This window comes from Micromonospora marincola, from assembly GCF_056150385.1.
In genome coordinates this window covers 517,361-543,864 of sequence record NZ_JAXCFT010000001.1, presented here as the reverse complement: position 1 = coordinate 543,864, position 26,504 = coordinate 517,361, and the positions used below count along the sequence as shown (strand labels likewise).

The following is a 26,504-nucleotide window of genomic DNA, read 5'->3' as shown; positions in this document are numbered from 1 at the left end:
TCCGCGACCTGCGGGGGATCATGTGTTTTCGGCATCAGACCGAACCGTTCGGGCATGTTCTCCGTACAGACCGATGGGTCGTGGGCGGCGCAACTCGGAGGCACAGTGTCAGTGGTTCGGACTGATCCATTCGCGGGGACGATCCTCCAGGTGGGTGTGCTGGCGGCTCTCGCCGGCACCGTCGGCCTGGGCCGGGCCGGCTGGGCGGTCGGCCTCGTCTACGGGATGGTGATGCTCGCCGTGCTCGACCGTGGCCGGCGCCGTTCGGGCGCGTACCGGCTCGGGCCGGCCGACTGGGTGACGCTGGGCCGGGCGACGCTTGCCGGCGGCGTGACCGCGCTCGTGGTGGACTCGTTCAGCCGGCCGATCGCGGTTCCGGTGCTGGTCGGGCTCACGGCTGTCGCGCTCTCCCTCGACTGGGTCGACGGGCAGGTGGCCCGGCGTACCGGCACGGTAAGCGCGCTCGGTGCCCGGTTCGACATGGAGGTCGACTCCTTCCTCGTCCTGGTGCTCTGTGCGTACGTGACCGGCCAGGTGGGGCCGTGGGTGCTGGTGATCGGCGCGATGCGGTACGCCTTCGTCGCGGCCGGCTGGGCGCTGCCCTGGCTGCACGGTTCGTTGCCACCCCGCTACTGGCGCAAGACCGTCGCCGCGACCCAGGGCATCGCGCTGGCGGTGGTGGCGGCCGGTGTGCTGCCGGCGCCGCTGGCCGTCGCGGTGCTCGCCGGCGCGCTCGCGCTGCTCGTCGAGTCGTTCGGCCGCGACGTGTTCTGGCTGTGGCGGCACCGCGCCCGGGTCGCCCGTCCCGAGGTCGCCCGTCCGGCAGCCGCGCGCCCGGAGGTCGCGCGCCCGGAGCCAGCCCGTCCGGCGGCGATGCGCGCTCCCCTGCCGGCGGCTCGCCGGTCCGGCTGGGAACCCGGCGCCCCCGTGCTTGCCGGCCGCGCCGAGGTCGGCGGGCGACGGTCGTGACCGGCGACGACCTGACCCCGCCCGAGCCGAACCACCCGACCGGCGACACGACCACGCGCGACACCATCACGAGCCCGGTCGACGGCACCGCACCCGACGCGACCGCGAACCAGGCCACCACGAGCCAGGCCGCCGACGTGGGGGGTGGCCGGCGCCGCCGGATCCGATCCGTGGCGGCCACCGCGCTTGCCGGCGTGCTCGTGCTTGTCGCGCTTGTCGCGCCGGCCGACGTCAACGACCTCACCCCCGCCGCGCTCCTCCGCATCCCGGTGGAGGGGCTGATCGCGGTCGCCCTGCTCCTGGTCCTGCCGCCGAAACCGCGCCGGATCGTGGCCACGGTGCTCGGCGCGCTGCTCGGCCTGGTCCTCGTCCTGAAGGTCGCCGACCTGGGCTTCTCGACAGTCCTGGACCGCCCCTTCGACCTGATCTCCGACTGGGCCTTCCTCGCCGCCGGCGCGGAGTTCCTGTCCGAGTCCTACGGGCGGGCCGCCGAGGTGGGCGCCGTGGCGGTGGCCGTGGTCGCGGTCCTCGCCGTACCGGTGCTTGTGACGCTGTCGGTGCGGCGGCTCGCCCGGGTGGTGGCCGGCCACCGGATGGTGAGCGCCCGCGCCGCCGCCGCGTTCGGCGCCGCCTGGGTCGCCTGCGCCGTGCTCGGCGCGCAGATCGTGCCGGGACTGCCGGTCGCCGCCGACACCGTCGCGGCCGGCGTGTACGACCGCGGCCGGCAGGTGAACGCCGGCCTGCACGACCAGGAGCGGCTGCGTACCCAGCTCGCCGGCGACCCGTTCCGGAACACTCCCGGCGACCAGTTGCTGACCGGGCTCCGCGGCAAGGACGTCCTGGTCACGTTCGTGGAGAGCTACGGCCGGGTGGCGGTGGAGGACCCGGAGCTGGCACCGGAGGTGGACGCCGCGCTCGACGAGGGGACCCGCCGGCTGGGCGCGGCCGGCTACGGCAGCCGCAGCGCGTTCCTCACCTCGTCCACCACGGGCGGGGGCAGTTGGCTGGCCCACGCCACGCTGATGACCGGCATCCGGGCCGACAACCAGCTCCGCTACACCAACCTGGTGCACAGCGACCACCTGACGCTCAACGGCGCGTTCAAGCGCGCCGGGTGGCGGACCTCGCTCGTCATGCCGGCCCTCACCCGGGCCTGGCCGGAGGCCGACTTCTTCGCCGCCGACAAGGTGTACGGCGCGAACGACCTCGGCTACCGGGGGCCGACGTTCAGCTTCTCCTCGCCGCCGGACCAGTTCACGCTCGAGGCGTTCCAGCGCGCCGAGCGGACGCCCGGCCACGCACCGGTGATGGCCGAGATCCCGCTGCTCTCCAGCCACATCCCGTGGACGCCGGTGCCGAAGCTGGAGGACTGGGACTCCCTCGGCGACGGGTCGGTCTTCGAGGGCACCAACCACGCCGACCGCGCGGACGAGGGCACCCGCAGGGCGTACCAGAATTCGATCGTCTACTCGCTGCGTACCCTGGTCTCCTACGTGGAGCGGTACGGCGACGAGAACCTGGTGCTTGTCTTCCTCGGCGACCACCAGCCGGCCCGGGCGATCACCGGCGAGCGGGCCGGCAAGGACGTGCCGATCACCATCGTGGCGAAGGATCCGGCGGTGCTCGACCAGATCTCCGGCTGGAGCTGGCAGGACGGCCTCAACCCCGGCCCGGACGCCCCGGTGTGGCCGATGGAGGCGTTCCGCGACCGGTTCCTGCGGGCCTTCGGACCGCAGTCCAGGACTCACAGTTAGGAACGTCGTGACGGTGCTCGCACGGGCCTGGGGGATCACCAGGTCCCTGGCCATCTACCACGGTCAGCCGGCCAAGCACCGGCGCGCCCGGGCCCTCTACGGCCAGTTCCTCTCCCCCGGCGACCTCGGCTTCGACATCGGCGCCCACGTCGGCGGCCGGGTACGCACCTGGCGGCGGCTGGGCGCGCGGGTGGTCGCGGTCGAGCCGCAGCCCGACTGCCTGCGGGTGCTGCGGCTGGCCTTCGGGCGGGACGCCCGCGTCGCGATCGAACCGACGGCGGTCGGCGCCCGGTCCGGGCAGGCCCGGTTGGAGCTGTCGTCGGCGACGCCGACGGTGTCCACCATGTCGTCGTCCTGGATCGACTCGGTCACCGCCGACCCGAGCTTCGCCGGGGTGCGGTGGGACCGGTCGGTCGAGGTGCCGGTGGTGACGCTCGACGACCTGATCGCCCGGCACGGCGTACCGGCGTTCTGCAAGGTCGACGTCGAGGGCTTCGAGGTCGACGTGCTGGCCGGGTTGAGCCGGCCGGTGCGTGGGCTCTCCTTCGAATACCTTCCACCGGCGCACGACGCGGCGCTCGCCGCGCTCGACCTGGTGGAGCGGCTTGGCGCGCGGGCGGGCGGCTACCGCTACAACTACTCGCCGGTGGAGACGATGCGCTTCGCCGCCGACGAGTGGCTGGACGCCGCCGGCCTGGTGCGGCTGCTGGAGACGTACCGGCCGGCCGGGCGTTCCGGCGACGTCTACGCCCGGCTGGCGTCGGCCTGATCTAGGCTGGCGGCCATGGCTCGCTACGCCGCCCTGCTGCGGGGCGTCAACGTCGGCAGCACCCGGCTGGCGATGGCGGACCTGCGCCGCGTCGTCACCGACCTCGGCCACACCGACGTCAAGACCTACCTCCAGAGCGGCAACGTGGTCTTCACCAGCCCCCCGGCCCGCGCCGCCACCCTGGCCGAGGGCATCGCGAAGCGGCTCGCCGACGAGCTGGGCCTGCGGGTGCCGGTCCTGGTCCGCGACGGCGACGAGCTGGCCGCCGTGGTCGCCGCCAGCCCGTACGCGGGGCGTCAGGACGACCCGACCCGGGTGCTCGTGGCGTTCCTGTCCGCCACGCCCGAGCCGGCCCGGGTCGGTGATCTGGCGGTGCCGGCCGGCGAGGACCTGGAGTACGCGGTGACCGGCCGGGAGATGCACCTGCACTACCCGGCCGGCAACTACGGGCGGACGAAGTTCACCACCGCGTACCTGGAGAAGAGGTTGGGCGTGGTGGCGACGGCGCGCAACTGGAAGTCGGTGCTTGCCCTGCGTGACCTGACCGCCGACTGACGGCTTAGAACCGGTAGGCGGTGTGGTATTCGGGCACCAGCACGCGGCTGCGCGGTGAGACCCGGCGCACCTCGGCGATCAGGGCGTCGAGGCGGGCGCGGTCGGTGGCGGCGACAGTCGGCGGGTTGACCAGCTCGGTCTCGAAGTTGTCCCAGTGCACCGGCACCACGGTCTTCGGGTGGTCGAGCGCGGCCATCAGCCGGGGCACGTAGTCGGCGACGGATGTGGTGGCCGCGGAGGCGATCATCGCCACGTCCGGCGCGAGCCCGGTCAGCTTTCGTTCGTCGAGGTCGCTGGCGCCCATGAAGAACACGGCCGGGCCGCCGTCGACCCGGATCTGGTAGGCGAGCGTGTCCCCCTCGGGCAGGTCGGAGATGGTCGCCGGGGGCGGCGGCTGGCTGACCCGGACGCCGGGGAAGGCCATCGACCAGGTGGGGTTGCGGCTGTGCAGCGAGCCGACCACCTCGACCGTGTAGCCGTCGAAGTCGAGCACCTCGCCGCCCTTGACCGGGGCGAGCTGCCCGGACGGCACCCCGTAGGCCAGCCCCAGGTGGTAGGCGGTGAGCGTGCCGAAGACCCGGGCGCCGGTCCGGGTGGCGATGTGCGGCACGTCGTTGAAGTGGTCCCAGTGGGTGTGGGTGACGAGGATGTTCTCGGCCCGGTCGGCGAGCCGGTCGACCACGTCGGCGGCCACTGTCAGCCGGGTGTTCGGGCGGAAGCCGCTGCCGAACAGGCCGGTGTCGTAGCGGCTCAGGTACGGGTCGACGAGCACGGTCCGGTTGCCGATGTCGATCCGCCAGCCGGCCGTACCCCACCAGCGGAAGCTCACCGCGCCGGGGCGGTCGTGGTGGCGGCCCGGGCCGGGGCGCCGGCGACGAGCCCGGCGGTGGTGACGGCGGCGGCGCCGACGGCGGTGTCGCGCAGGAGGCGGCGGCGGGCGTAGCCGGACTGCTGGTTCTCGGGCATGGGTCGTCCTCCCCGTTCGGGATCGGTGGTGCGGTAGGCCCACCCCACCACCCGACCGCCGCCGGCGTCCAAGATCGAACGGCTGAAGGATCGATATCCGGTTCGATATCACCGCAGCTCAGAGCCGTCGCAGTCGGGACCGGCCGGCCGGGAATCAGCGCAGCGACTCGACCGCCGCGAGGGCGGCCTCCCCCATGGCCAGGTCCGCGTCGATGCGGCGGGTGCTCAGTCGCTCGGTGCGCACAAGCACCGCGACCGCGTACCGGCCGCCGTCGGGATATTCCGCGACGCCGGCCTCCAGGTGCAGGCCGGGCAGGGTGCCCGTCTTGCCGGCGACCCGGACCCCGGGCGGGAACCCGGCCGCCAGCCGGGTCCAGAAGAGCTGCCGGGCCATCAGCTCCCGCACCATCGCGCAGGCGGCGGGCGGCCCGGCCTCGTCCCGCCACACCAGCCCGAGCAGCCGGGTCAGCTCTCGGGCGGTGCCGGACGTGGTGTGCTCCGGGTCGAAGACCCGCATGGCCCGGACCCGCTCCGGCGACAGGGTGGGGAAGATCCGCGCGAAGTCCGCCTCGGTACGGGCGCCCACGTCGGCGAGCATCGTCTCGACCAGGTGCCGGGGACCGCCGACGATCCGGGTACGCGGCAGGTCCAGCTCCGCGGCGAGCATCGGCAGCACGTCCGGGCCGACCCGTCGCAGCAGCAGGTCGGCGGCCGTGTTGTCGCTCACCGACATGGCGAAGTACGCGAGGTCGCGCAGGGAGACCTCGACGTCGTCGGCGCACCCGGCCACCCCCCAGCCGCCGAGCCGGTCGGCGGCGGCGACGAGCACCCGCTCGGTCGGGTCGAGCTGGCCGGCGGCGACCTGCCTGGCGAACTCCAGCACCAGCAGGATCTTGAAGACGGACGCGATGACTATCCGCTCGTCGGCCCGCAGCGCCACCTCGTCCACGTCGGCGACGTGCAGGCAGCCGCTCAGCCCGGCCCGCTCGAAGATCTTCCCGACCCGTTCCGCCGCATCCACCCCGACACGGTAACCAGCGCGGGGCTAGGGTGACGCGGGTGGACCTGCTGCGACACCTGCGGCACTTCGTGGTGGTCGCCCGCGAGCTGCACTTCGGCCGCGCCGCCGAGACGCTCGGCATGGCGCAACCGCCGCTGAGCCAGTCGATCCGGCGGCTGGAGCAGGAGCTGGGCGCCACCCTGTTCGACAGGTCACAGCGGCGGGTCCGCCTCACCACCGCCGGGCAGTTGCTGCTCGGCGAGGCCGACGACCTGCTCGCCGGCGAACGCCGGCTGCGCCACCTCGCCGACCAGGTGCGCCGGGGCGCGCTCGGGGTGCTGCGCGCCGGCGTACCCCCGGAGACCCCGGCCGTGACGCTGCGCGCGTTGCTCGACGGGCTGGCCGCCCGCGCGCCCGGGCTCGACCTGGACCTGCACGAGCTGACGAGCGCCGAGCAGCGGCGGATGCTGGCGGAGGGACGCCTCGACGTCGGCCTGCTGCACCATCCGGTCCCGGAGGCCGGGCTGCGGTTCGGCGAGCCGGTGGACGTGCCTGTCGGCGCGTTGCTGCCCCGGGCGTCGCCGCTGGTCCGGGCCCGCGAGGTGGCGCTGGCCGACCTGGCCGGACTGGATCTGGTCACCGCGCCGCCGGCCACCGCGCCCGGCTGGCACGAGCACCTGCTGACCGTGTGCCGGCAGCACGGCTTCGCCCCGCCCCGGGTCCGCCCGGCGCGCAACCCGGAGTTCCTGTTCGGGCTGCTCCTGGCCGGCGGCGCGGTGGCCGTCGAGCCGGCGGCGCTGGCGCGCCGGGAGCCGCGTATCGCCTGGCGTCCGCTCACCCGCGCGCCGCTGGTCCGGCGGATCTCCGCGGCCTGGCCGGGCCGGGCGGCGCACCCGGCGGCGCCGATGTTCGGTCGACTCGCCGCCGAGGTGCTCGCCGCGCCGGAGACGCCGGTCGGGCCGGCGCTCGTCGCGCCGGCGGCCCGCCCCTGGCCGGTGTTGTTCGAGGCCGGCCAGGACGGAGAGTTGTCGTCCTGATCTCCCGACGTTCACCCGACACCCGCTAATATTGCCGATCATGAATATCAGGAGCATCACCCGCTCGCGACCCGGGCGGCTGATCACGGCGGTCGTGCTGACCGTCACCGTCACCACCCCACTCGTGGTGACAAACGCGGCGTCGGCGGCGGCCACCCTGACCGTGGCGCAGGCGCTCGCCGCCCAGGACGGCCGCGCCGCCACCGTCACCGGCTGGGTCATCGGCCAACCCACCGCCACGACCACGGTGATCACGTCCGGCTACACCGCGGACACCGCGATCGCGATCGCCGACCAGGCCGGCGAAACCAACACCGGCCGAATGCTGTACGTGCAGGTCACGGCCGCCTGGCGGAGCAGCTTCGGGCTGCTGACCAACCCGTCCCTGCGGGGGCGGCAGGTGACCGCCACCGGCACCCTGACCGCCTACTTCAGCCACGGCGGCCTGAAGAACCCCACCACGATGAGCCTGGGCGGCGGCGCCACGCCGAGCCCCACCACCTCGCCCAGCGCCTACTACGCGGCAGCGACAGGCAAGACCGGTCCGGCGCTGCGCACCGCCCTCCACACCATCATCAGGACGCAGACCCGGCTCACCTACGACCAGGTGTGGGAGGCGCTCAAGGACACCGACCAGGACCCGGCGAACCCGGCAAACGTCATCCTGCTCTACAGCGGACGCTCGCAGAGCAAGACCGCGAACGGCGGCGGCGCCGACGACTGGAACCGGGAACACGTCTGGGCCAAGTCGCACGGCGACTTCGGCACCGCCACCGGACCCGGCACCGACGTGCACCACCTGCGACCGGAGGACGTGTCGGTCAACTCGGCGCGCGGCAACAAGGACTTCGACACCGGCGGCAGCGCGGTCGCCCAGGCGCCCGGCTGCTACACCGACGCCGACTCGTTCGAGCCGCGCGACGCGGTGAAGGGCGACGTCGCCCGGATGATCCTCTACATGGCGATCCGGTACGAGGGCGACGACGGCTGGCCGGACCTGGAGCCGAACGACTCGGTGGCCAACGGCAGCACGCCCCGGCTCGGGCGGCTGACGAAACTGCTGGCCTGGCACGACCAGGACCCGCCGGACGCCTTCGAGCAGCGCCGCAACCAGCGCATCTACGAGCGTTGGCAGGGCAATCGCAATCCGTTCGTCGACCACCCGGAGTGGGCGCGGGCGATCTGGGGCTGACGTCTGTCCCCAGGCGTGAGGATGCCCTTCGATCGGGTAGGAACACCTTGTGACACGGCCCGGGAGCCGCCACGTGGAAGCGCTTCCGGGCCCCCCGAACGATCGGAGATGAGACACGACATGGGCATCAGCGTTCCGGACATCTCGCTCAACGACGGCAACTCCATCCCGCAGCTCGGCTTCGGGGTGTTCCAGATCGACCCCAAGGACACCGCCCGGGCGGTCGGCACGGCGCTGGAGATCGGCTACCGGCACATCGACACCGCGCAGATGTACGGCAACGAGGCCGAGGTCGGGCAGGCGGTACGCGCCTCCGGGCTGGACCGGGGCGACGTCTTCGTCACCAGCAAGCTCAACAACGGCTTCCACCGCCCCGACGACGCCCGCAAGGCGTTCGAGCAGTCGCTGCGCGAGATGAAGTTCGACTACCTCGACCTGTTCCTGATCCACTGGCCGCTGCCCACGCTCTACGACGGCGACTACGTCTCCACCTGGAAGGTGCTCGAGGAGCTTCAGCGCGACGGCAGGGTGAAGTCGATAGGCGTGTCCAACTTCCAGGTGGCGCACCTGGAGCGGCTGGCCGCCGAGGCGGACGTCGTGCCGGCGGTGAACCAGATCGAGGCGCACCCCTACTTCGGCAACGAGGAGGTGCGGTCGTACGACCTGTCGCACAACATCCTCACCGAGGCGTGGTCGCCGATCGCGCAGGGCAAGGTGCTCGACGACCCGACCGTGGTCGACCTCGCCGAGCAGGTCGGGCGGACCTCGGCCCAGGTGGTGCTGCGGTGGCACGTGCAGCGCGGCGACGTCGTCTTCCCGAAGTCGACCACGCCGACGCGGATCGAGGAGAACGTCGGCATCTTCGACTTCACGCTCGACGACGCCGCGATGGACCGGCTCACCGCGCTGGACAAGGGCGAGGCCGGCCGGCAGGGCCCGAACCCGGACACGTTCGACTACGTGCCGAACTGACCGGACGCGCGCCGGAGGGGTCCCGGGCAACCGGGGCCCCTCCGCGTTTGACTTCGCGCGTGCTCGAAGGGGCAGGCTTGCGGAAACGCTCCGACGGGGAGGAATTTCCATGCGTTACCGCACCATCGGCACCGACCCGGCCACCCGCCGCGAGGTGAGCGTGCTCAGCCTCGGCGCGATGCTGTTCGGCACCGCCACCGACGAGGCCACCTCGTACGCCGTCCTCGACCGCTACGTCGAAGCCGGCGGCACCTTCGTCGACACCTCGGACAACTACGCCTTCTGGCACAACGGCGGGCAGGGCGGGGAGAGCGAGGAACTGCTCGGCCGCTGGCGGCGCAGCCGTGGGATCGGCGACGAGATCGTGTTCGCCACCAAGCTCGGCGCCCGCCCGCTCGCGCCCGGCACCAGCTACCTGGACAACCCGGAGGGGCTGTCCGCGAAGGTGATCCGCGAGTCCGCCGAGCGCAGCCGGGAACGGCTCGGCGTCGACCGGATCGACCTGCTCTACGCCCACATCGAGGACCGGACCGTCCCGCTGCGGGAAACCGTCGAAGGCTTCGCCGAGCTTGTCGCCGAGGGCACGGTCGGGCTGCTCGGCGCGAGCAACCACCACGCCTGGCGGGTGGAGCGGGCGCGGGCCCTCGCCGCGGCGGCCGGCCTGCCCGGGTACGAGGTGCTGCAATATCACCGCAGCTACCTGCCCCCACGGGTGGACCTGCCCGGCGAGCTGGACCCGGACGGCGACGTCGGCTGGGTCGGCCCCGACCTGGCCAGCTATCTGCGGGCCGAGCCGCGACTCACCCTGGTCGCGTACTCACCGCTGCTCAGGGGCGCGTACGCGAAGCCGGAACGGCTCAGCGAGGCGTACGCGCTACCAGGCACCCCGGCCCGGTTGGCGGCGCTGCGCGCGGTGGCCGCCGAAGCCGGCGCCACGGTCAACCAGGTGGTGCTGGCCTGGCTGATGGGCGGCGAGCTGCCGGCGATCCCGCTTGCCGGCTTCTCCTCGGTGGCGCAACTGGACGAGGCCCTGTGCGCGGTGGACCTGGAACTGACCGCCGACCAGCGGGCCCGGCTCGACGCGGCGCACTGACCGGTCAGCGCGTCAGATCGACCCGCCAGTCGTTCGAGCGCATCAGGTGGCCCGGCGGGTATTCGAACTCCGTCTCGCCGAGCAGCGTGAAACCGGCCTTACGGCAGACGGCGTTCGACGCCGGGTTGTCCACCGACGGGTAGGCGTGCGCGTGCCGCAGGTCGCCCACCGCCGAGGCGGCCTCGACCACCGCGCGCACCGCAGCGGTGGCCAGCCCTCGACCCTGGTGCCCGGGAAGCACCGCCCACCCCATCTCGTAGACCGGCTCGCCGTGCCACTCGCGCGGCCAGAAGCCGACGCTGCCCACCTTCGTCCCGTCCGGCGTGACCACGGCGAACATGTGGCCGCTGCGCGGGCCGGGGCCGCGCACATAACGCTCGTGCCGGTCGCGGACCTGCTCGTCGGTCTCCGGGCCGCCGGTGTGCGCCCGCACCTCGGGGCTGTTCAGCGCCCGCAGCAGCGCCAGGTCGTCGGTGCTCCATCGGACGATGCGTACCTCGCTCATGCCACCGATTGGACCAGGACCCCCTGACAGAAGGCCGCCAGATCGGATCTGGCGGCCTTCTGGCGTCTGGAGGGTGAGGCCGGCAGCGAGGGAGGGCGGCATGACAGCGTTGCGGCTCGCCGTGATCATCGGCAGCACCCGGGAAGGACGGGTCGGCGACCGGATCGGTCGCTGGTTCGCCGCCGAGGCCCGTCGCCGTGTCGGGCTCGTCGTGCACGAGCTGGACCTGGCCGGGTACGCCTTTCCGGCTGCCCTGCCCGCCGAGCCCACGTCGGCGATGCGGGAGTTCGCCCGGCAGGTGGCGCGGGCGGAGGCGTTCGTCGTGGTCACCCCGGAGTACAACCACAGCTTCCCGGCCTCGTTGAAACAGGCGATCGACGTCGCGTACGACGAGTGGCAGGCCAAGCCGGTCGGCTTCGTGTCGTACGGCTGCCGGTCCGTCGGCCTGCACGCGGTCGACCAGCTCCGGACGGTGTTCACCGCGCTGCACGCGATGACCGTGCGGGACACGGTCGGCCTCGACCTGCTCGACGGCGAGCCCACCGGGCACGCCGAGGAAGGGCTCCGGCAGGACGTCCGGCTGCTCCTCGACGAGCTGTGCTGGTGGGGCCTGGCGCTGCGCGAGGGCCGCGCGGCACGCCCGTACGCCTGCTGAGAACCACCCACGGAGAGAGGTATCGATCATGAGTAACCGGAACACCGGCCTGGCCGTCGAGGCCGACGGCCTGGTCCGGTCGTTCGGCTCGACCCGGGCGCTCGACGGGCTGGACCTGCGGGTCCCCGCCGGCACCGTGTACGGGATGCTCGGGCCCAACGGCGCTGGCAAGACCACCGCCGTCCGCGTGCTGGCGACGCTGCTGCGTCCCGACGGCGGCACGGCCCGGGTCTTCGGCCACGACGTCGTCGCCGAGCCCGACGCGGTCCGCGCCCGGATGAGCCTGACCGGCCAGTACGCCTCACTTGACGAGGACCTGACCGGCGCGGAGAACCTGGTCCTGCTGGGCCGGCTGCTCGGGCTGAGCCGCCCGGCCGCGCGGGAGCGGGCCGAGGCGTTGCTCGCCGCGTTCGGATTGACCGAGGCGGCCGGCCGGCAGGTGAAGAAGTATTCCGGCGGGATGCGGCGGCGGATCGACATCGCGGCGAGCATCCTGAACACGCCGGACCTGCTGTTCCTGGACGAGCCGACCACCGGGCTGGACCCGCGCAGCCGCAACCAGGTGTGGGAGATCGTCCGGGCGGTGGTCGCGCACGGCACCACCGTGCTGCTGACCACGCAATATCTGGACGAGGCCGACCAGCTCGCCGGCCGGATCGCGGTGGTCGACCACGGCCGGGTGATCGCGGAGGGCACCCCGGGCGAGTTGAAGTCGTCGGTCGGCTCCGGCACTGTCCACGTGCGACTGCGCGACGCCGGGCAGCGGCCCCGGGCCGAGCAGGTGCTGCGGACGGTGTTGAACGTGCCGGTGCAGCTCGCCGCCGACCCGGTGGCGCTCACCGCCCGGGTCGGCGAGGACGGCACCGATCTGGAGGCCGGCGAGCAGGCCGCCCGCGCGCTTGGCGAGCTGGCCCGGGCCGGCATCGTGGTGGACGACTTCTCCCTCGGCCAGCCGAGCCTGGACGAGGTGTTCCTGGCCCTGACCGACCACCCGGCCGTCGAGACGGACGCGCGGGACGACGAGCTGGAGGCAGCCCGATGAGCGACACCGCGACCACCACGGGGCGGGCGCCGTCCGTCTACGTGCCGTCCACCGAGGCGCTGGCCACCGTGCTCGCGCCCGGCGAGCGACCGGCCCGGCCGGGGCCGCTCTCGGCGTCCCTGACGTTCGGCTGGCGGGCCGTGCTGAAGATCAAGCACGTGCCGGAGCAACTGTTCGACGTGACCGCGTTCCCGATCATCATGGTGCTGATGTTCACCTACCTGTTCGGCGGCGCGCTCGCCGACAACCCGCGGGCGTACCTCCAGTTCTTCCTGCCCGGCATCATGGTCACAAGCGTCGTGATGATCACCATGTACACCGGGGTGGGGTTGAACAACGACATCGAGAAGGGCGTCTTCGACCGGATCCGTACCCTGCCGGTGTGGCGGCCGGCGGCGCTCGTCGGCATGATCTTCGGCGACGTGCTGCGCTACATCCTGGCCGCGGTCGTCATCCTCGGGGTGGGGCTGGTGCTCGGGTTCCGCCCCGACGGCGGCCTGCTCGGGGTGCTGGCCGGGATCGGCCTGCTGGTGATCTTCTCGTTCGCGTTCTCCTGGGTGTGGACGTTCTTCGGCCTGGTGCTGCGCAGCGAGAAGTCGGTGATGGGCGTCAGCATGATGGTGCTGTTCCCGCTGACGTTCCTGAGCAACGTGTTCGTCGAGCCGGCCACCATGCCGGGCTGGTTGCAGGCGTTCGTCAAGGTCAACCCGATCACCCATCTGGTCGCCTCGGTCCGGGCCGTGATGGCCGGTTCCACGGACGCCACGAACACGATGTGGCTGCTGCTGTGGAGCGCCGGCTTCGTGGTGGTGTTCGGCACGCTTACCATGCGCCGCTACAACCGCCGCTGACCGTTTCGATCGAGGTGGCGGGGTCCGCCGGACGCGGACCTCGCCATCTCGGCGCAACGGTGTTGATCAATGGCGGCGACAGCACCACCGACTTCAGGAACGCCGGACCGGGGTGGCACCCAGCGAGTGCTTGCGGGATCTGCCGTCGGCCACCCGCTGCGGCTGCTCCCCAAGCGTTCTCGCATGCTGGAGACCCGGAGAGATCCGGACGCCAGCTCGGCGACGTGGCGGTATCCGCCGGGCGGGGATGCCACCACTTCACCGGAATGGTGTCGATCATCTGCCGAAACTCGCTACCCGCCGCATCTCGCACGAGACCTGCCCGGCGCGGCGTCCCGACGAGACCGGTGACTTGGAAGGATTGTGCCCCTCCCAGCCGTTTCCGTCTCGATGGTGGGCGTCGATCTTGGACTTGTGGTGCCACGGAATGTCGGATCCATGGCGGTATCGGAGGTGCCACAAGTCCAAGATCGGCGGGCGTCAGGTGGGGGCGGTCAGAGTCGCCAGGGGACCGGCTCGGCCGGCAGGTAGCGGCAGGTGCCGCCGGTGGTGACCGACTCGCGCAGGTGCGCGGCGAGCGCCGGGTGCCGGTGCTCGATCCGCCGCAGCGTGTCCCGGATCCGGCCGGTCACCGCCTTACGCGCCCGTTCGGCCTGGTCGCCGAGCCGACGGGTGCGCCCGGCCAGCCCGGCGGCGGCGCGCAGCTCGTCGAGCAGGGCCGCGCGCTCGGCGTCCAGGGCGGCAAGCCGCCGCGTGTCGTCGCGCGACGCGGCCCGGTCGATCTCCTCGTCGAGCCGCCGCAGGTGCTGCCGGTAGCGGGTTTTCGCCTCGTCGTCGAGCACCGGGTCGGCGCCGAGCCGGCGGGCGGCGACCAGCTCCGCGCCGGCCGCCGGGTCGAGCAGCTCGACCGCGGGCACGTCCACGCCCGGCCGGCTCAGCAGCAGCCGCAGGTCGTGCAGGCCCTTGGCGTCGGGCAGGTGCGCCACCGCGCCCGCGTAGGCGAGCCGCCACACCGAACCGTCGAGGCAGAACTCGGGCCGGCCCGCGCCCGCGTCGACCGCCGCACCCGCACGCCCTCCCGCCCCACCGTCGCCCGGCTGGTCGACCGAGTGCCCGGCCGCGGCCGGCCGGTTCCGCGTCGTGCCCGGCGTCGACTCCGCAACCAGCCGGTTCTGCGTCGTGCCCGGCGTCGACTCCGCGGCCAGCCGCTCCACCGGGGCCACGGCCGGCGCGGACGCCTCGGCCAGTCGCTCGACCACCCGGGCCAGGCCCAGCGCCCGCGCCTCGGCCACCGTCTCGGCCCGCAACCGCGTCGCCTCGGCCGCGTCGCCCGGCCCGTCGCGCCCGACCAGCGCCTGGACCAGCCCGGCCCGGCTCAACACCGACCAGGGCCGGGCGCCGAGCCGGTCGGCGGTGTCCCGGGCCGCCGCGTAACCGGCGACCGCGTCGTCCCACCGCCGCTCCGCCGCGTCCACCACGGCCAGCCAGAGGTCGACCGGACCGCCGATGTCGCAGCCGAACAACGCCACCAGCCACCGCCCACGGTGGGGTGCCAGGGCCGTCCGCGCCTCGGCGCAACGGCGGGGGTCGCCGTCCACGGCCGCCGCCTGGGCCCGCAACCGCAGCCACAACGTCGACACCGGTCGGGGGTACGCGGCCCCGGCGGCCTCGATCCCGCCGATGATCCGGCGTACGGCCGCCGCGTCGCCGCGTTCGGCGGCGGTGATCCCCCGGAGCAGCTCCACCTGCGGGTGGTTGGCCGGGCCGGGCCGGTCGAGCAGGGCCTCGGCCTCGGCGAGCCGCCCACGCAGCACCAGCAGCGACCAGCGCAGGTGGTGTGCCATGAAGGCGTGTTCCGAGTGCTCCCACTCGCCGTAGCCGTCAAGCTCGGCATAGTTGGCCTCGGCGGCGGCGAAGTCACCCTGGAACGCGGCGATGATGCCACTGTCGACGGCCGCCGCCATCCGCTGCCGGGCCACGTCACCCGCGCGACAGCCGGTGACGAACGCGGTCAGCTCGTGCCGGTAACCCGGATCGCCCAGCTCCAGCAGCGCCACCCAGCGCAGCGAGGTGGCCCACAACTCGGTGTCCCGGTCGCCGCCGCGGCGGGCCACCTCCCGGATCTCCGCGGTGACCACGGCCCGCTCCGGCGCGGTGCCGAGCCCCCAGGTGGTGTCGTGGCGGGCCCACAGGCTGAAGGTAAGCGCCTCGTCGTCGCGGCCGTGCCGGGCCAGCGTCTCGGTGGCGGTGATCAGGTCGGTGACCAGGGCCGGCGTCGACCGCTCCGGGTCGGGCGGGCCGATCAACCCCGCGTACGCCTCCCGGACCAGCGCGTCGGCGTCGAGCCGGCGGCGGGTGGCCGCGTGCTGGCCGTGGACGGTGAGCGCCACCCGGGCCAGCAGGACCGGCTCGTCGAGCCCACGGGCCAGCGTGGCGGCGTCGACAAGCAGCGGCTCGGCCTCCCCCAGCGTCCCGGCGTGATGCAGCAGCCCGGCCAGCTCCAGCAGCACCCGGACCCGCCGGACCGGCTCGTCGGTGACGTCGAGCGCCCGCCGGAAGTGCCGCACCGACTCCTCCACGGCGAGCCGGCCGCTCGCGTCCCGCGCGGCGGCCAGCAGCAGGTCACCGGCGCGTGCCGGGTCCAGCTCCGCGCCGGCGAGCCAGGCGTGGCGGGCCAGGTCGGCCGGGATGAGCCGGCCCACGAGCGTGTCGGAGTCGACGGCCCGGACCACGGCGGCGTGCCTGGTGCGTCGGTCGGCCTCGGGCAGCCCGTCGTAGAGCGTCTCCCGGACCAGGTCGTGCACGAAGGCGAACCGGCCGCCGCCCCGGGCCAGCACCAGCCGAGCGGCGGAGGCCCGGTCGAGCAGCCGGTCCACCTGCGCGGCCGGACCGGGTACGCAGGCGGCAAGCGTCTGCCTGTGGAACTCGCGACCGAGCACGGCGGCCACGGTCAGCACCTCGACCACCGGGGCGGGCAGTTGGTCGAGCCGGCGGCGCACCGCCTCCCGTACGCCTGGCGCGATGGTGTCGGCGAGACCACCTGTGTGCCAGAGCCGCGCGGTCTGCTCGACGAAGAACGGGTTGCCGCCGGTGCGCCTGTGCACCTCGTCGATGAGCCCCGCGCCGGGCTCCCGGCCGGCGGTGCGGCTGATCAGCGCGGCCACCTCGTCGCGGTCCAGGCCGGCCAGCGTGACGGTGGTGGCCTTCGCGGTCAACGGCAGCAACAGCGGACGCAGTGGGTGGTCACCGGCTTCGACCTCGGCGTCGCGGTAGGTGCCGATCAGCAGCAGCCGCTCGAACCAGGTGTGCTGGGTGGCGAACTGGAGCAGCCGCAGCGACGCCGGGTCGGCCCAGTGCAGGTCGTCGAGGACCACCACGAGCGGCCGGTGCTGGGCGACGGTGACGAGCGCGCTTGTCACCGCGTCGTGCCTGACGAACTCGTCCCGCTCGCCGTCGCCGCGCGCACCGCCGCCGCCACCTGGACCGCCCTCGCCGCCGGCCGGCTCGGCCGGGCCGCCGCCGTCGGCGATCGCGTCGTCTGCGGCTTCGTGCTCGCCGAGCAGGGCCGCCAGCCCGGCCGCGGCGGCCTCCCGCGCGGCGGGCGGATCGTCGGTGGACCGGGCCAACCGGCGCAGCACCTGCAACCAGGGCCAGTAGTCGGGGGCGGTGTCGGAGTCCCAGCAGGCGGCGCCGAACACAAGCGCCCCGCGCCGGCGGGCCTCGCCGGCGGCGGCCGAGACCAGGGTGGTCTTGCCGATGCCCGGCTCGCCGGTGACGAGGACCAGGCCGCCGTGACTGTCGATCACCCGGGCCACCTCGGCGCGCAGCAGCCCCGCCGGGTGTTCCCGGCCGATCATCTCCTCGCCGAACCGCGGCTCCATGGCCTCCCGACGCTAGTCGACGGGTCCGACACCCGGGGCCGCCGACATGGCGGTGGGCGTCAGAGGCTGCCGCCTCCGGTGCTGCGCAGATTGCTGCCGTCGGTCGGGTTGCGGTGGTCGTCGAGCCGGCGGCGCGCCTCGGCGGACGCCGCCAGGTCGCGGACCTGACCGTCCGGGTCCGTCGAGTTGCGCCGCAGTCGGCGCCAGGCCGCCAGGCCAACCAGAACCACCACGACGACGAGAATGATGACGAGCCAGCGCATGACGTCCTCCGTTCCGGGTGACGGGGTCTGTGCCCAGTGTGACCTACCGGTCAAGGCGGCCCCACGGTCAGCGGGCGTCGGTGACCACGTGCGAGCAGGCCGGGCAGGCCGCCGGCCCCTGCTCGGCGAACCACCGGCAGGTACGCCGGATCGCGCACCTCGGCAGCGCCTCCTCGGCGGGCGGCGCGGTCTCGGCGTACGAGGCGGCCATCCGGGCGCCCAGCCCACAGTGCGAGCCGGTCCAGAAACCGCAGGACGAGGTGACGCAGGGGCCGGCGAGCCGCACCCGCGACTCGATCGGCCCGGCGGAGTCGTCGACACCGGCGAGCGCCACCTCGGCCGGCACCGCAGGCGTCACGTAGGCCACCCGGCCCGCCGGAGTGATCATGCCGAGGAACACCGTGGCGTTTGACGCCGGGGTGCTCGGGCACATCCGCTCCGGGGGGCCGGCGGGCCGGGCGGCGTCGGTCACCGCTGGATCCAGAACCCGATGTCGTTGATCTTCTGGCCGAGGTCCTGCGCGAGCACGCCGTCGAGCACCCAGAGCCCGTACCACTCGGGGCGCAGCTTCAGGTTGCCGTGGCCGAGGGTGAGCGGGTTGACGAGCTTGGCGTTTGCGGTACGCAGGGCGGCCAGGCCGGCCTTCTGGATCTCGCCGGCGATCAGGGTCTGCTGGTCTGAGGTCAGGTCGACGCCGTCGACCACGAAGCGGAACTCGTTGCGGGCCATGTGTTACCTCCGGTCACTCGTACGATTCGGTGCCCAGCCCGCGACGCAGGCTGGTCCGGGTGAAGGCCGCCCAGCCGGCGTGCGAGGCGGCGTCGGTGGGCTGACCGGCGCGGGCGAGGACCCGGCCGGCGTGCTCCTGCCAGCGGCCGGCGGTGGCCGCCGCGTCGCCCCACAACTCACGGCAGGCGGTGACCGCGAAGGCGACCTGCTCCGGCGCGCCGGTGAACCCGGCCGGGCCGTCGCCGACCCGGATCGTGCCGTCCGGCCGGACCCGAACGCTCGGGAAGTGGTGGTGCAGGCTGGCAAGCGTGGCCAGGTGCGTGGCGTCCCGCCGGGCGGCGGCGAACCCGGCGTACGCCTCGTCGTCGCGCCGGTAGCGGATCGCGTGCAGGACCAGCGCGTCGCCGGCCGGCTCGATCCGCGCGACCACCTGCGTGGGCGCGCTCCACGAGCGGGGGGAGTTCGCCGACCAGAACGCCAGCCAGGCGGCGAGCCGGGCGTGGAAGTCGGCCTGCACGCCGACCGCCGGCGCGGAGCCGTCGGGCGAGCGCAGCGCGGCGTCGGCGATCCGGTCCCGGCTGAGCAGCGGCGTTCCGGTGCGGGCCGGTGCCGCCGCCGCGGCACCGGTGGTGGAGACGAGGGCCAGGCCGGTCAGGGTGACCGCCGAGGCCGCCGTCGCGCCGGCGAGGAGTCGCCGGCGATCGAACGGGTGTCCGTTGTCGTTCATGGTCGGCCCTTCGTCGACGCTCAATGGTTCGACGCTATCGACCGGAACAGATCAGTTGAACACCGTGCGTGACGGGAGGTTGACAGCAAAGCCGGGGATTCCCGGCGGCGTGAATCGCATTCCTGTGCCTGGGGCACCGCACGGGACGCCCGGCTCACGACACGGGGCGTCGCACCGCTCAGGCGGGGAAGCGCTCGTGCCCGAGCACGGCAAGCAACCGCAGCTTCTCCGCGCCCTCGCTGCGCGGCGGCGCGGTGAGCACGAGCAGCGCCTGCGACTGGTCCTCGGTGAAGAGCACCTGGCAGTCCAGCTCGATCGGGCCGAGTTCCGGGTGGATGAGCGTCTTGTGGTCGGCGAAACGCTGGGCCACCTCATGCCGCTCCCACAACTCGGTGAACTCCGCGCTTGCCGCGCGCAGCACCCGTACCAGCTCACCGGCGCGCGACCGCGGGCCCATCGACCCGTAGGCGGCGCGCAGGTTGGCGACCTGGGCGCGGCTCTGCCGGTCGTGGTCCTCGGCGGGATAGCGCTGCCGCTGGCCCGGTTCGGTGAACCACCGGTAGATCTCACTGCGGGCCGGCCCGGTACGGTCGGACGGATCGCCGAGCAGCGCGGCGGCCAGCCGGTTCTGCACAAGCGTCTCGCCCAGGTTGGACAGAATCACCGCCGGGGTGTCCGACAGCCGGTCCAGCACCCGCAGCAGCGCCGGCGCGACGTGGGTGGCGGTGGCGACGGCTTCGGGCGGGCTGTGCCCGGCAACCCGGAACAGGTAGTCACGCTCGTCGCCGGTCAGCCGCAGCGCCCGGGCCAGCCCGGCGAGCAGGTTCGGGCTCGGCTGCGGGCCGCGCCGCTGCTCCAGCCGGCTGTAGTAGTCGGTCGACATCGCGGCGAGCGCGGCGACCTCCTCCCGCCGCAGCCCGGGCGCCCGCCGTCGGGCGCCCTCGGGCAGCCCGACGTCGCCGGGGCGCAGCGCCTCACGGCGACGACGGAGGAAGTCGGCCAGGGCAACGCGATCCATGATCCGAGTATCCGCCCGCCGGCCGCGTGAGCCAGGGATCCGGGATCCCTCGATCGCGGATCTCTGCACCGAGCACGGCGGCCGGGCCATGCTTGTCGCATGGACATCTCCGGAAACACGATCTTCATCCCGGGCGCCACGAGCGGGATCGGCCTGGCCCTGGCGCTCGCCCTGCGCGACCGGGGCAACACGGTGATCGTCGGCGGCCGGCGTACCGAACTGCTCGACGAGATCGCCGCGGCCCACCCCGACCTGGACACGGTCCCGATCGACACCACCGACCCGGCGAGCATCGCCACGGCGGCGGAGGCGGTGCTGGCCCGGCACCCGGACCTCAACGTCCTGGTGGCGATGGCCGGCGTCATGCGGGTCGAGGACTGGCGCTCACCCGAGACATTCCTCGCCTCGGCCGAGGAGGTGGTGACCACGAACGTGCTCGGTCCGATCCGGCTGATCGGCGCGTTCGTCGAGCACCTGCGGCAACGCAAGGACGCCACGATCGTCACCGTCTCGTCCGGCCTGGGGTTCGTGCCGCTGCGCGTCACCCCGAGCTACAACGCCTCCAAGGCCGCGATCCACATGCTCAGCGAGTCGATCCGGCTCCAGTTGGCCGAAACCGGCGTACGGGTGGTCGAGCTGGTGCCGCCGGCGGTGCGCACCGGGCTGCTGCCCGGCCAGGAGACCAGCGAGTTCGCCATGCCGCTTGACGAGTTCGTGGCCGAGGTGGTGGCGCTGCTGGAGGCGCAGCCGGACGCCACCGAGATCCACGTCGAGCGGGTGAAGTTCCTCCGCCACGCGGCGGCGCGCGGCGACTACGACCAGGTCGTCGCCACCCTGAACGCGGCCGACCCGCACGCCGCCACCTGACCCCGCGCGGCCGGGCTCACGCCCGGCCAACCCGGTCGCACCCGGCCGGCCCGGTCGCACCCAGTCGGCCCGGTCGCACCCAGTCGGCCCGGTCGCACCCGGCCGGCACGGGTCACGCCCGGAGCAGGCCGGCGACCGCCCGCTGCGCGTCGACGACCGTCGCCACCGGCAGGTCGAGCGCCCAGAGCGCGGCGGCCAGGTAGTCGAGGACGCGCCACCGCTGCTCCTCGGTCAGCGGCCCGACAGAGGTGTTAAGCGGGGCCCCCGCCTCTACCGGAAACGTTAAGCGGGGGCCCCTCCTTATCACCAGGGTGAGCTGGGTGGCGAGGCGTCGGCGGTCGATCCCGAGCAGGTACGGGGCCAACTCCGCGTCCGCCGCGACCAGCCGCAGCCATCGGTGCACCGCCCCGCGTACGGCGGCCGGGCCGAGCCGGTCGCGGGGCTCCGGGGAACACGTCACCAGCTCCGTCGTCCGCACGACCAGGGGTACGGATGATCGAGCCTGATCAGTTCAGCTCCGCTCGCGCCGCCACGGGCGCGAGACGGGACACACCGTGCGCGACGTACCACTTACGATCTCATCGACATTCCCCCTGAGCTGAAGGCCGGGGGAGTCGCTGATCGAAATTCGGGGGATACAATGCGTTACCGCCACGGGGTCATACTTCTCTCCGTCACAGCCATGGCCGCCGCAGTGACCGGGACCGTCGCTTCTGCCGCCTCTGCGGCTGACGAACCGCCATCCATTGTGGAGGACTTCAACTACCCGGGCGCCGACAAGGTCCTCGCCCAGCGCGGCATCAAGCTGGTCAAGGGCGACGGGCACATCGTGCTTGCCGACTGCGGCGCCGACCCGGACGTGCCGCCCACCGACCTGATCCTGGTGCAGAGCCTCAAGCCCGACTTCCCGGCGGGGCCGAATTTCTGCTTCAAGGCCACCGGCACCGTGGGCTACCTGACCATGGAGATCCCCGACGTCTACTTCGTCCGCGGCGACAACGCGCGCACCGTCGCGGCCAAGGTGGAGACCCACGACGATCCCACTGTCGTCGAGACCGAGAAGGTGGAGCCCGGCGAGTGGCAGCCGGTCGGTGTCGGCCAGAGCCGCGGATCGGCCACGATCCTTGAGCTGCGCTACCCGTTCGGGGGCTGACATGCGTGTCTCTCGATCCATGATCGCGGCATCGACTGCCGCCCTGCTGACTCTCACAAGTGGCCTGATCGCCACTCCGGCCCAGGCCGGCGCCCCCACGGCGGCCGACCGCGCCCGCTGCGTCCAGTTGATGACCAGCGAGGGCCCCGCGGTGGCCCGGGCGGCCGAGGCGGCCCTGCTCGGCTCCGACGCCGACCTGGCCGCCTTCCTCGCCACCGGCTACTCGGAGGCCAAGGCCTGGGACAACCGCACCGAGGTGGCGCAATACCAGTCCGTGGGCGGCCCGTCGGTGCGGGCCGCCGCGCAGACCGCGCTTGACGGGTCAGCCGCCTCCGTCCAGGCGTTTCTCGACGGCGGTTATTCCCAGCCTCTCCGCCAGGATCTGCGCATCCGCGTCGCGCAGGTGATCAATGTCGGCGGTCCCCAGGTGAAGTCCGCCGGGCAGGCCGCGCTCAACGGCACCGCGCAGGACCTGCTCAACTTCCTCGCCGTCGGCTGGGGCACCGCCAGAGCCCAGGACGACCGTGTCCGCGTCGCGCAGATCATGAACGCGGGCGGCCCTGAGGTGAAGGCAGCCGCGCAGACCGCGCTCAACGGCACCGCGCGGGACCTGCGCGAGTTCCTCGTCTACGGCCAGGACGTCGCGCGCGCCCGCGACCAGGAGGTCAGCACCCTCACCGGGCTCGTCGACCAGGCCCGACAGGCCGGCGAGCTGGCCGCGGAGGAGACCGCGACCGCCAAGGAGGCCTCCGACCAGGCGGTCGAGGCCGCCAAGCTCGCCAAGGAGGCCGCGGTCAAGGCTGCCGCCGAGACGGCCGCCGCCCAGAACTCGGCCACCAAGGCCGCCAACGCGGCCGGCCGTGCCGCCGACTCCGCGGCCCGTGCCGCCGACGCCGCCCGCACCGCGATCGGCGCCGCCAACGCGGCCAGCGCCTCCGCCCGGCTCGCCTCGAACGCGGCGGCCCGCGCCGCCTCCGCCGCCGCCCGCGCCGGCCAGGCGGCGACCAAGGCATACAACGCGGCCTCCGCGGCCGCTGGCGACGCGACCAAGGCCGCTGCGGCCCGCCAGGCCGCGGCGACGGCCCGCACCGTCGCATCCCAGGCGCTGCTGGCCGCGGACGCCTCGCTTGCCGCAGGCAACGCGGCAAGCGAGGCAAGCGGCGCGGCCACCGCCGCCGCCAGCGCCGGCAAGAACGCGGCGGACGCCGCGGACGCCGCCGCAGCCGCCGGCAGCCAGTCCAATGTGGCCGCCGCCGAGGCGGCCCGGGCCCGCGAAGCCGCAGCCGCGGCCCGCCGCCAGGCCGCAGCCGCCACCCGGGCGGCCAGCGCCGCCCAGCGGTACGCCAACGCCGCGGCAAGCGCGGCGCGGGAGGCGTACCAGGCGGCCAAGGCCGCAGCCGCGCACGCCACCGCCGCGGCCCAGGCCGCCGACGAGGCCGCCCAGCACGCGGGCGAGGCCGCCACGGCCGCCGCCCGGGCGACCGCTGCCGCCAACGCGGCCACCACCGCGGCGAACGACGCCACTGCCGCGGCCAACCAGGCGGCGGCCGTCGAGCAGGCCAACCGCGACGACGACGCCTCCCGCCTGGCCAACTACCGCCAGCAGGGCATCGACGACGCCACCGAGGCGGCGCAGGACGAGGCGGCCACCAACGCCGCCGCGGCGGCCGACGCCACCGAGCAGGCGCGCGTCGACGCCGAGACCCGGCAGTGGCTTGCCGCGGCGAGCGCGCCGGGCGCCGACACCGCCACCGTGCTCAGCAACGGCCGCAAGGCCGCCGCCCGGCTGATGAAGACCGGCGGCAACTGGTCGCGGACCGCGGCGGCCGGCGCCCTGGCCGGCGGCGAGGACGAGATGCGCGCCTACCTGGGCACCGGGCGGGAGACCGCAGCGCTCGAGGACGACCGCGACCGGGTCATCGAGATGGCCTCCACCACCACCAAGGATGCCCAGCGCACTGCCGCCCAGGCCGTGCTCAGCGGCACCCACGCCCAGATTCAGGAATTTCTGCGCACCGGCGACTACCCGGGCAAGGCCACCGATGACCGCATCATCATCGCGCAGCTGATCACCTCCGGCGGCCCGGCCACCAAGGCCGCCGCGCAGGTGGCGCTGAACGGCACGGCCGCCCAGCGCCAGGCGTTCCTCACCACCGGGCGATACGTCGCGGAGGCGCAGGACAACCGCGTCAGGATCGCTCAGATCATCTCGGCCGGTGGTCCCGAGATGAAGGCGGCCGGCGACATCGCCCTCTCCGGCCCGTCCGCCTCGCTTGCCGACTTCCTCGTCCGCGGGCAGTACGCGGCGGCCCGGCGCGACGCTGAGACCGCCACGCACGTCTCCCGGGTCACCGGGCTGGTCGCCGAGGCCGCGCAGATCGCCGCCACGGCCCGGGCCGACGCGGCCGAGGCGCAACGCCTCGCGGCGGTTGCCCGGAACGCCGCCACGGAGGCGGCCCAGTACGCCCAGCAGGCGCGCGATTCGGCCAACCAAGCCGCGGCCTACGCCAACCAGGCGCTCCTGTCGGCCAAGTCGGCCGCCACGTCGGCCGTCCAGGCGGCACAGTCGGCGCAGGTCGCCCGCAACGCGGCGGCGTCGGCGCGGGCCAGCGCCGAGGCGGCGAGCGTCTCGGCCGACCGGGCCACCGCCTCGGCGGCGAAGGCCAAAACGGCGGCTGACAACGCGTACGCGTCGATGCAGGCCGCGTACGCCTCAGCGAAGGCCGCAGGCAAGAGCGCGGCCCAGGCGCAGGCCGACGCGGACGCCGCGCTGCTGCGCTCCATCGAGCTGAAGCGGCAGGAGCAGGCGTCGGAGCACCCGCCGCTGAACACGCCTCAGCCCGACATGTCGCCGCTCCGAACGGGCAACCAGGACAACAACAAGCTGGCCCAGGTCGCGGTGAGGTTGTGGGGAGGCAACTGTGTGGCCGGCGCGAAGCAGATGATCTGCTACAACTCGCACACGCCGAACGGCCGACCGATGACCATCGGCGACTTCCTGCTCTACCCCGGCACCGCCAGCGACCTTCAGAGCGACCTCGACGAGGAGGCGCGGGAGCGGGCGGAGCTGCGGCAGCAAGGCATCGACTCCTCGACGTACGGGCCGGACCTGCTGGAGCACGAGGCCAGGCACTCCGATCAGTGGCAGCACTTCGACCCGGCCAGTTTCCTGATCCTGTACTTCACCGGGACGGAGCTGTCGTACCTGCTGACCGGCACGGACGGTGACTTCAACCCGTGGGAGATCGGCGCCAACCCGTACAAGGGCGGCTACTGGGACTACGACGAGCTCCTCGACCCGTTGTGGCTCAAATCGGCGGGCGACTGCATGATTGGGTTGTGTTGGTAACAGGACGGCCCCGTTCCGCCGGTCGGGTGGTGGGCACGCTTGCCGTGCTCGCCACCCTGGCCGGTGTCGCCGCCTGCTCCCCGTCCGCCAAGCCGCTTGCGGCCCTCCGGCTGGACGGCGACCGCCCCACGGTCCTGCTGGCGGCCTGCCCCGACTTCCAGATCGACACCGTCTCCCTCTATCCGGAAAGCGGCACCGCCACCACCTCGGCCGACGGCCCCGGCCGGCGGCTGGAGCGCACCGGGTCCGAGGTGCCCGACGGCATGCCGCTGTTCGGCACGCCCCCGTCGGGGTGGTCGGTGTCGGACGGCGGCCTCACGGCCCTGGCGCCGGGGCAGGCGTACGGCCTCGCCGGCTACGCCCGGGGCCGGCCCACCGTGACGATCACCTTCACGGCCGAGGACCTGGCCGCCCTCGGCACCGGCGAGGTGCTCATCGGCAAGCAGCCCAGCAGCCACGAGAAGGTCACCGAGAAGGAGTTCCGCAAGCGGGCCAAGAACTCCTGCTGACGCAGAGACCTTGATATCGATCGACGCCTATCTATAGGCTGTCGGCGTCCGCACACCCCCCATCCCCCAGGAGTGTGAACCATGCGTACGCCGAAGCTGTCCCGGATCCTCGCCACCCTCGCGGCCGTGACGCTGACGGCGCTGGGCGCGGTCGCCGTCAACCCGGCACCGGCCTCCGCCGCGGTCCGCAACGTCTGCTACAACACCAGCCAGGCTGGCCCGTTCGCCAGCACGGCGGTGCAGGCGGCATCGATCTGGAACAACTACACCAACAACATCAACATGGCCCAGTGCGGGTCGAACCTGATGATCTACTACACCTACGGCGGCGGGTCGTACGCCCAGCGCACCAGCCTGGGCAACGGCCGCGTGGTCATCGACTACTACCAGGCCCAGCAGTACTCGCCGCTGCGCATCGTGACGCACGAGATCGGCCACATCCTCGGCCTGCCGGACAACTACAACGGCAACTGCGCCATCCTGATGTCCGGCGGCAGCGCCGGCACCGGCTGCACCAACCCGTACCCCAGCTCGGCCGAGGCCGCCCGGGTCGACTCGCTGTTCGGCTTCGCGGCCCGCAGCGCGACGTCCGCCCAGGTCTTCAGCGACAGCTGGCCGGCCGCCACGGTGGTCGGCGCCGGGCACTGA

Annotated in this window: 27 protein-coding genes; 16 read left to right on the top strand and 11 right to left on the bottom strand. The window is 73.6% G+C overall.

Going from position 1 to position 26,504, the window contains the following annotated elements; translation table 11 throughout:
* Positions 1-150: 150 nt before the first annotated feature.
* The 4 genes from SM450_RS02600 to SM450_RS02585 are packed head-to-tail and all read left to right on the top strand — an operon-like array spanning position 151 to position 4,047.
* Complete coding sequence (locus SM450_RS02600) at positions 151-969, top strand: CDP-alcohol phosphatidyltransferase family protein (protein WP_474618012.1); 819 nt, start codon at positions 151-153, stop codon at positions 967-969.
* Complete coding sequence (locus tag SM450_RS02595) at positions 966-2,723, top strand: sulfatase-like hydrolase/transferase (RefSeq protein ID WP_474618011.1); 1,758 nt, start codon at positions 966-968, stop codon at positions 2,721-2,723. The genes SM450_RS02600 and SM450_RS02595 overlap by 4 nt, the downstream gene beginning before the upstream one ends.
* 7 nt (positions 2,724-2,730) lie before the next feature.
* Complete coding sequence (locus SM450_RS02590; protein WP_474618010.1) at positions 2,731-3,492, top strand: FkbM family methyltransferase; 762 nt, start codon at positions 2,731-2,733, stop codon at positions 3,490-3,492.
* A 15-nt stretch (positions 3,493-3,507) separates the two neighbouring features.
* The gene (locus tag SM450_RS02585; RefSeq protein WP_474618009.1) at positions 3,508-4,047 is read left to right on the top strand and encodes a DUF1697 domain-containing protein; all 540 of its coding nucleotides are present in this window, start codon (positions 3,508-3,510) and stop codon (positions 4,045-4,047) included.
* Positions 4,048-4,051: 4 nt separating this feature from the next.
* Here the strand turns inward: SM450_RS02585 and SM450_RS02580 are convergent, their stop codons facing one another.
* The 3 genes from SM450_RS02580 to SM450_RS02570 form a co-directional block, all read right to left on the bottom strand.
* On the bottom strand, positions 4,052-4,876 hold the full coding sequence (locus SM450_RS02580) for an MBL fold metallo-hydrolase (RefSeq protein WP_474618008.1): 825 nt from the start codon (positions 4,874-4,876) through the stop codon (positions 4,052-4,054).
* Complete coding sequence (locus SM450_RS02575) at positions 4,873-5,013, bottom strand: hypothetical protein (protein ID WP_474618007.1); 141 nt, start codon at positions 5,011-5,013, stop codon at positions 4,873-4,875. Before SM450_RS02575 ends, SM450_RS02580 begins: the two co-directional genes overlap by 4 nt.
* Positions 5,014-5,167: 154 nt before the next feature.
* Complete coding sequence (locus SM450_RS02570) at positions 5,168-6,034, bottom strand: serine hydrolase (protein WP_474618006.1); 867 nt, start codon at positions 6,032-6,034, stop codon at positions 5,168-5,170.
* 38 nt (positions 6,035-6,072) lie between these two features.
* Between SM450_RS02570 and SM450_RS02565 the strand changes: the two genes are divergently transcribed.
* From SM450_RS02565 to SM450_RS02550, 4 genes are all read left to right on the top strand, one after another.
* The gene (locus SM450_RS02565; RefSeq protein ID WP_474618005.1) at positions 6,073-7,050 is read left to right on the top strand and encodes a LysR family transcriptional regulator; all 978 of its coding nucleotides are present in this window, start codon (positions 6,073-6,075) and stop codon (positions 7,048-7,050) included.
* A gap of 40 nt (positions 7,051-7,090) precedes the next feature.
* Positions 7,091-8,242, top strand: a complete 1,152-nt coding sequence (locus tag SM450_RS02560; protein ID WP_474618004.1) for an endonuclease — start codon at positions 7,091-7,093, stop codon at positions 8,240-8,242.
* A gap of 120 nt (positions 8,243-8,362) precedes the next feature.
* The gene (locus SM450_RS02555; protein ID WP_474618357.1) at positions 8,363-9,214 is read left to right on the top strand and encodes an aldo/keto reductase; all 852 of its coding nucleotides are present in this window, start codon (positions 8,363-8,365) and stop codon (positions 9,212-9,214) included.
* 109 nt (positions 9,215-9,323) lie between these two features.
* A complete protein-coding gene (locus SM450_RS02550; RefSeq protein WP_474618003.1) occupies positions 9,324-10,307 on the top strand; it encodes an aldo/keto reductase in 984 nt (327 codons plus the stop codon).
* 4 nt (positions 10,308-10,311) lie between these two features.
* Here SM450_RS02550 and SM450_RS02545 read toward each other — a convergent pair whose 3' ends face one another.
* A complete protein-coding gene (locus SM450_RS02545) occupies positions 10,312-10,812 on the bottom strand; it encodes a GNAT family N-acetyltransferase (protein WP_474618002.1) in 501 nt (166 codons plus the stop codon).
* Positions 10,813-10,912: 100 nt separating this feature from the next.
* Between SM450_RS02545 and SM450_RS02540 the strand changes: the two genes are divergently transcribed.
* From SM450_RS02540 to SM450_RS02530, 3 genes are read left to right on the top strand one after another with little or no spacing between them, the layout of a single operon-like run.
* On the top strand, positions 10,913-11,467 hold the full coding sequence (locus SM450_RS02540) for an NADPH-dependent FMN reductase (RefSeq protein WP_474618001.1): 555 nt from the start codon (positions 10,913-10,915) through the stop codon (positions 11,465-11,467).
* 28 nt (positions 11,468-11,495) lie between these two features.
* Entirely contained in the window at positions 11,496-12,509 is a 1,014-nt protein-coding gene (locus SM450_RS02535; protein ID WP_474618000.1) for an ATP-binding cassette domain-containing protein, read from the top strand.
* Positions 12,506-13,360 (top strand): ABC transporter permease, encoded by an 855-nt coding sequence (locus SM450_RS02530; RefSeq protein WP_474617999.1) that lies wholly within the window; start codon positions 12,506-12,508, stop codon positions 13,358-13,360. Before SM450_RS02535 ends, SM450_RS02530 begins: the two co-directional genes overlap by 4 nt.
* A 494-nt stretch (positions 13,361-13,854) precedes the next feature.
* Here the strand turns inward: SM450_RS02530 and SM450_RS02525 are convergent, their stop codons facing one another.
* The 6 genes from SM450_RS02525 to SM450_RS02500 form a co-directional block, all read right to left on the bottom strand.
* On the bottom strand, positions 13,855-17,241 hold the full coding sequence (locus SM450_RS02525; protein WP_474617998.1) for an AAA family ATPase: 3,387 nt from the start codon (positions 17,239-17,241) through the stop codon (positions 13,855-13,857).
* A gap of 59 nt (positions 17,242-17,300) precedes the next feature.
* The gene (locus SM450_RS02520; RefSeq protein ID WP_474617997.1) at positions 17,301-17,504 is read right to left on the bottom strand and encodes a hypothetical protein; all 204 of its coding nucleotides are present in this window, start codon (positions 17,502-17,504) and stop codon (positions 17,301-17,303) included.
* Between the two features lie 67 nt (positions 17,505-17,571).
* On the bottom strand, positions 17,572-17,976 hold the full coding sequence (locus tag SM450_RS02515; protein WP_474617996.1) for a hypothetical protein: 405 nt from the start codon (positions 17,974-17,976) through the stop codon (positions 17,572-17,574).
* Positions 17,973-18,233 (bottom strand): hypothetical protein, encoded by a 261-nt coding sequence (locus tag SM450_RS02510; RefSeq protein ID WP_474617995.1) that lies wholly within the window; start codon positions 18,231-18,233, stop codon positions 17,973-17,975. The genes SM450_RS02515 and SM450_RS02510 overlap by 4 nt, the downstream gene beginning before the upstream one ends.
* A 13-nt stretch (positions 18,234-18,246) precedes the next feature.
* Complete coding sequence (locus tag SM450_RS02505) at positions 18,247-18,984, bottom strand: hypothetical protein (protein WP_474617994.1); 738 nt, start codon at positions 18,982-18,984, stop codon at positions 18,247-18,249.
* 154 nt (positions 18,985-19,138) lie between these two features.
* The gene (locus SM450_RS02500) at positions 19,139-19,978 is read right to left on the bottom strand and encodes a helix-turn-helix transcriptional regulator (protein ID WP_474617993.1); all 840 of its coding nucleotides are present in this window, start codon (positions 19,976-19,978) and stop codon (positions 19,139-19,141) included.
* Positions 19,979-20,077: 99 nt separating this feature from the next.
* Here SM450_RS02500 and SM450_RS02495 point away from each other — a divergent pair, with 99 nt between their 5' ends.
* Complete coding sequence (locus tag SM450_RS02495) at positions 20,078-20,845, top strand: SDR family oxidoreductase (RefSeq protein WP_474617992.1); 768 nt, start codon at positions 20,078-20,080, stop codon at positions 20,843-20,845.
* Between the two features lie 112 nt (positions 20,846-20,957).
* On the opposite strand, the gene SM450_RS02490 is transcribed toward SM450_RS02495, so the two are convergent.
* Complete coding sequence (locus SM450_RS02490) at positions 20,958-21,305, bottom strand: globin (protein WP_474617991.1); 348 nt, start codon at positions 21,303-21,305, stop codon at positions 20,958-20,960.
* Positions 21,306-21,593: 288 nt separating this feature from the next.
* Here SM450_RS02490 and SM450_RS02485 point away from each other — a divergent pair, with 288 nt between their 5' ends.
* The 4 genes from SM450_RS02485 (at position 21,594) to SM450_RS02470 (ending at position 26,504) form a co-directional block, all read left to right on the top strand.
* Positions 21,594-21,998, top strand: coding sequence for a hypothetical protein (locus tag SM450_RS02485; protein ID WP_474617990.1), 405 nt, complete (start codon positions 21,594-21,596; stop codon positions 21,996-21,998).
* Between the two features lies 1 nt (position 21,999).
* Positions 22,000-25,347: an ALF repeat-containing protein gene (locus SM450_RS02480; protein ID WP_474617989.1), complete on the top strand. Its 3,348-nt coding sequence runs from the start codon at positions 22,000-22,002 to the stop codon at positions 25,345-25,347.
* Positions 25,338-25,856: a hypothetical protein gene (locus SM450_RS02475; protein WP_474617988.1), complete on the top strand. Its 519-nt coding sequence runs from the start codon at positions 25,338-25,340 to the stop codon at positions 25,854-25,856. Before SM450_RS02480 ends, SM450_RS02475 begins: the two co-directional genes overlap by 10 nt.
* A gap of 81 nt (positions 25,857-25,937) precedes the next feature.
* On the top strand, positions 25,938-26,504 hold the full coding sequence (locus SM450_RS02470) for a snapalysin family zinc-dependent metalloprotease (protein WP_474617987.1): 567 nt from the start codon (positions 25,938-25,940) through the stop codon (positions 26,502-26,504).